This is a genomic window from Actinomadura darangshiensis (assembly GCF_004349235.1).
Classification (GTDB): Bacteria; Actinomycetota; Actinomycetes; order Streptosporangiales; family Streptosporangiaceae; genus Spirillospora; species Spirillospora darangshiensis.
Genome location: NZ_SMKY01000454.1, coordinates 1 through 5,145, shown reverse-complemented (window position 1 = coordinate 5,145; position 5,145 = coordinate 1). Strand labels below are relative to the sequence as shown.

Sequence of the window (5,145 nt, the reverse complement as noted above, 5' to 3'; positions counted from 1 at the left end):
TCCCCGGGCTCACCGGGATCACCGAGCCCACCGCGTCGTAGCGGCCGCCCGCGCAGGAAAGACCACCCCCCACCGGAAAGGCACGCCCATGCCCGGAACCCTGACCAGGCCCGCCCTCCGCACGACCCGCGCCTTCATCTCCCCCGACCACGCCGGCTTCGACCCCGCGGCGGTCCCGACGCCGGAAGGCGGCGAGCGGCCGTTCGGCTATGCCTACTCCACCCCGTGGGGCACGCCCGACGACGGCGCCCCCGCGGCCGACCCGCAGGCCGGCCACTACGACCCCGCGACCCAGACCTGGGTCGGCCCGGACGGCGAGGACGTCACCGCTGGGTACAGCTCGTACACCACGACGGGCTCGGGGCAACCGCCCTGGGGCGACAAGATCCTCGACGATGTGTGCGCCTGATACATGAGCGCCCCCCAGGCCGAGGTCCTGGTGCTCACCCAGGACTTCGACCCCACCGTCGACCCGGTCGTCCGCAGCCTCACGGCGAAGGGCGCCCGGGTCGTCCGGGTGGACACCAGCTACTTCCCCCGCAGGCTCTCCTTCACCACGTCCGACTTCGACGGCGCCGACCGGGCCGTGATGCGCCACCACGACGGCGAGATCGACCGCGAGGTCGACCTCGCGGCGCTGTCGGGGGTCTGGTACCGGCGGCCCACCCCGTTCGAGTTCGGCGAGGAGATGGGCGAGGCCGAACGCGAGTTCGCCCGGTACGAGGCGATGCACGGCATCGGCGGGATCCTGCGCTCGACCGGCTGCCTCTGGATGAACCGCCCCGACCTGGACGCGGTCGCCGACCTGAAGCCGTACCAGCTCAAGCTCGCCAAGCAGGCCGGCATGCGCGTCCCGCGGACGCTGCTGACCAACGACCCCGACGAGGTCGCCCGGCTGGTGAAGCAGGAGGGAGAGGGCGGGCTCGTCTACAAGTCGCTCAGCGGAGGCGTGATCCACTATCCGGGCGCCTTCCCGTCCGGCCTCTACACGGCCGTGCTCGGCGAGGAGATCGAGGAGCACCTGCCCCGGGTGCGGCACACCCTCTGCCAGTTCCAGGAGTACATCGAGAAGGCGTACGAGGTCCGGCTCACCGTCGTCGGCGACACCTACTTCCCGGTGGTGATCGACTCGCAGGGGGTGGAGCGGACGAAGATCGACTGGCGGGCGGACCGGGAGCTGAAGTACGGCGACTACCGGCCGCTGCCGGACGGCGTCGTCCGGCAGGTCCAGGCGCTGATGGACGAGCTCGGGCTCGTCTACGCCGCCCTCGACTTCATCGTCACCCCGGACGGGGAGCACGTCTTCCTGGAGTCCAACCCGAACGGCCAGTTCATGTGGATGCAGCACGACCTCGGCCTGCCGATGGCCGACCGCATCGCCGACCTGCTGATGCGGGGCGGCCCGTTCCGGCGCGGCGACGTGGAGCAAGTCGGCTACTGATGGACGACGCGGCGCCCGTCACCGCGGCCGAGTGGTCGGAGCCGCCGCAGCCCGGCCTGCGGCGGCTCCCCGGCCTCCTCTGGGCCGCCGTCCGCCTCGCGGCCTCGGCGGCGCCCCGGGAGTTCGCCCTCATCACGGGCCTGCAGGCCGCCGCCGGTCTCGGCCTGGTGCTGCCCGTCCTCGGCGGGCGGCAGCTGCTGGACCGGGCGCTCGGCGGCGCGGCCCCCGCGGCCGTCCTCGCGCAGGGCGCCCTAGTCCTCGGGCTGACGGGGCTGATCGCCGTCGCGGTCTCCGTCGCGTCCGCGCGTGACGACGTGCTGAGCGAGCTGCTCAACCGGTACGCGATGGGCCGGATCCTGGACGCCGCCTGCGCGGCGGACCTGGAGGAGTTCGAGCGTCCCGCTTTCCACAACCGGCTCGAACGGGCCTCGATGAGCGCGCGGATCCGCCCGCACCAGATCGTGCAGGGGCTGGGGGCGCTGACCAGCGCGCTGATGGCGACCGCGGGGGTGGCCCTCGCGCTCGCGGCGATCGAGCCGCTGCTCGTCCCGGCGACCCTGGCGGCGGGCGCGCCGCTGTGGCTGGCCGGGCTGAAGAGCGGGCAGGTGCTCTACGGCGTGCTGTTCCGGCTGACGCCCGCCGAGCGCGAGCGCAGCTACCTGCAGGACGTCCTGACCAGCCGCCGCTCGGCCGCGGAGGTGCGGGCCTTCGGCCTGGCCCCCTACCTGCGCGGGCGGTGGGAGGCGCGCACCGGGGAGCGCCTCGGCGAGATCCGCCGGACCGTCCGCCGCAGGCTCCGCATCACCCTGCTCGCGCGGCTGGTCAGCGGTCTCGCCATCGGCGCGGTGCTCGGCCCGCTGCTGGCGTACGCGGCGACGGGCCGGATGCCGGCGGCCGACGCGGGAGCCGCCGCCACGGCCGCCCTGCTGCTGGCGGCGCGGCTCCGCATGGCCGCCGCGGGGACCGACCGGCTCTTCGAGGCGGCGCCGTTCGTCCAGGACCTCCAGACCTTCCTCGTCCCGCCGGACCGCGAGGCCGCCGAACCGCCGCCCCCGCCGTTCCGGGTGCTGACGGCCGAGAACCTCGCGTTCACCTACCCCTCCGCGGACCGCCCCGCGGTGGACGGCGTCGACCTGAGCATCGAGGCCGGGCAGGTCGTCGCACTGGTCGGCGAGAACGGCTCGGGCAAGACGACCCTCGCCAAGCTGCTGTCGCACCTGTACCGGCCGGGGGGCGGCCGGATCCTGCACGACGGGGTGGACGCCGCCGCCTGCGACCCGGACGCCCTGCGCGAGTCGATCGCCGTGCTCTTCCAGGACTTCGAGCGCTACGTGCTGCCGGCGTCCGACAACGTCGCGCTCGGCCGGGCCGGACGGGCCGGCGACGAGGAGGCCGTCCGGCAGGCGGCGCGGGCCGCCGGGGCCGACGCGTTCCTGAGCAACCTGCCGGAGGGCTACGCGACGCTCCTCGGGCCCGAGTTCGCCGGCGGGGCGGACCTGTCGGGCGGCCAGTGGCAGCGGGTGGCGCTGGCCCGGGCGTTCTTCCGCGACGCCTCCTTCGTCATCCTGGACGAGCCGACCGCCACGCTCGACGCCCGCGCGGAGCACGACCTGTTCGACCGGCTGCGGACCCTGCTCGCCGGACGGACCGTCCTGCTCATCTCGCACCGCTTCTCGACCGTCCGGATGGCGGACCGCATCTACGTGCTCGCGGACGGCCGGGTCGCCGAGCACGGCACCCACGACTCCCTGATGGCCGCCGGCGGGCGCTACGCCGAGCTCTTCACCCTCCAGGCGGAGGGCTACCTCGGCCCCGCCGGCATGCCGGGCCGGTAGCGGAGGAGCCTCCCGATATAACCGTCCTGTGATAGTAAGGCGCCATGCGCGCGATCGACCTGCTCAACGGACGGCTCAAGCTCCGGCACCTGGTGCTCGTCGTCGCCATCGCCGACCAGGGCAGCGTCCTGCGGGCCGCCGAGCACCTCCACCTGGCGCAGCCCGCCGTCACCCGGAGCCTCCGCGAGGTGGAGACCATCCTCGGCGTCGAGCTGTTCACCCGGGGCCCGCGCGGCGTGACGCCGACCATGTTCGGGGACGCGTTCGTCGAGCACGCCCGCGCCGTGCTGGCGGAGCTGCGCCGCGCCGGGGAGCGCATCACCGGGCTGGCGGACGGCGAGGTCGGCACGGTCACCATCGGTACCCTCCTCGCGGGCTCCAACGTCCTTCTCCCCCGCGCGATCGCCGCACTGAAGAAGGACCGGCCGGGCATCACGGTGATCGTCCAGGAGGCGACGTTCGACGCCCAGGTGCCGCGGCTCCTCGACGGCGAGATCGACCTGATCCTCGGCCGCCTCAACCCGATCGACGACCTGCGCGGCCTCCGCCAGATCACCCTCTACGGCGAGCCCGTCCGCCTCGTCGCCCGCCGCGGCCACCCCGCCCGCTCGCTGCCGGACCCGGGCCTCGCCGACCTGGCCGGCTACCCGTGGGTGCTGCCCCTGGAGCAGACGGCGCTGCGCTCGGAGCTGGAGCAGGCGTTCCGCGCCGAGGGCCTCGTCCTGCCGGGGAACCTGGTCGAGTGCACGTCGGTGCTGACCGTCCGCACCCTGGTCCGCGACACCGACATGATCGCCGCGCTCCCCGAGCTCGTCGCGCGCACCGACGCCGACATCGCACCGCTGCCGGTGCCGCTGGAGACGGTCCGCCGCCAGGTCGGCGTCACGCTCCCGGCGCACCGCGCCCCGACGCCGTCGGCGCGCCTGATGCTCGACCACCTCCGCCGCGAGGCCGCCGAGATCACCGCCGGCTGATCACGGCGGGCCGGTCGATCACACCGGCCGGTCACACCGCGCGGACCAGGTCGATGAGCGCCTTGCCCGGCATCGACCCCGCGTCCGCCAGATCGAGGACCACGTCGAAATGGTCGCGGTCGGGCACGACCATCAGGTCGCCGGCGTCCCAGACCGGATGGAACAGCCGCGACTGCGCCAGGAAGCCGTCGCCGTCGTTCTCCGCCGACACGAACACGGCCGGGCACCGGTAGCGCGCCGGCAGCAGCGCCGGGCTGAGCGCCGCCGCCCGCTCCAGGTCCAGCCGGACGTACTCGTTGACGTAGACGCGGGTGATCGGGCGGATGTCGAACAGCCCGCTGAACGGCATCGCGGCCTTCACGACGTTCTCCGGCAGCCCGAGCGGCCCCTGCCAGCCGCCGACCATCGCCATCCCGGTCAGATGCCCGCCGGCCGAGCTGCCCCCGACCACGATCCGCTCCGGGTCGAGCCCGTGCTCGCGTCCGTGCCGGTACACCCACGCGACGGCCGCCCGCACCTGCCGGACGATCTCCTCCAGCGACGCCTCCGGCGCCAGCGTGTAGTCGGGCACGACCGTCGCGATGCCCTGCTCGTGGAGCATCCTCGCCATGAACGACGACACGTCCCGCGACAGCGCCATCCAGTAGCCGCCGTGCAGGAACACGAACACGGGCCGCGGCTCGCCGCCGGTGCCCCACACGTCGAGGCGCTCGCCGCTCACCTCGTCGTAGACGATCCCCTCGTGCCCGGGAAGCCCCTCAACGGCCGCCTCCGACATGGCCCGGTACCGCTCCATGTACCGGTCGAACAGTTCGCGCCCCGCCTTGCGCCGCACGTTGTAGGCGACGTCCAGCTCCTCGTCGCTCAGCCCGCTCCCCGGCCAGTCGTCCACCAC

5 protein-coding genes are annotated in these 5,145 nt (G+C 74.1%); 4 read left to right on the top strand and 1 reads right to left on the bottom strand.

Features of this window, described 5'->3' with window-relative positions:
* Positions 1-88: 88 nt before the first annotated feature.
* The 4 genes from E1293_RS44380 to E1293_RS44365 are packed head-to-tail and all read left to right on the top strand — an operon-like array spanning position 89 to position 4,250.
* Positions 89-409: a hypothetical protein gene (locus tag E1293_RS44380; RefSeq protein ID WP_132205760.1), complete on the top strand. Its 321-nt coding sequence runs from the start codon at positions 89-91 to the stop codon at positions 407-409.
* 3 nt (positions 410-412) lie between these two features.
* Positions 413-1,441, top strand: coding sequence for an MvdC/MvdD family ATP grasp protein (locus E1293_RS44375; RefSeq protein WP_132205758.1), 1,029 nt, complete (start codon positions 413-415; stop codon positions 1,439-1,441).
* On the top strand, positions 1,441-3,276 hold the full coding sequence (locus E1293_RS44370; protein WP_132205756.1) for an ABC transporter ATP-binding protein: 1,836 nt from the start codon (positions 1,441-1,443) through the stop codon (positions 3,274-3,276). The genes E1293_RS44375 and E1293_RS44370 overlap by 1 nt, the downstream gene beginning before the upstream one ends.
* Positions 3,277-3,320: 44 nt before the next feature.
* Positions 3,321-4,250, top strand: coding sequence for a LysR substrate-binding domain-containing protein (locus E1293_RS44365; protein WP_132205754.1), 930 nt, complete (start codon positions 3,321-3,323; stop codon positions 4,248-4,250).
* A 31-nt stretch (positions 4,251-4,281) separates the two neighbouring features.
* Here the strand turns inward: E1293_RS44365 and E1293_RS44360 are convergent.
* On the bottom strand, positions 4,282-5,145 hold an 864-nt coding region (locus E1293_RS44360; RefSeq protein ID WP_341770255.1), incomplete at its 5' end, for an alpha/beta hydrolase.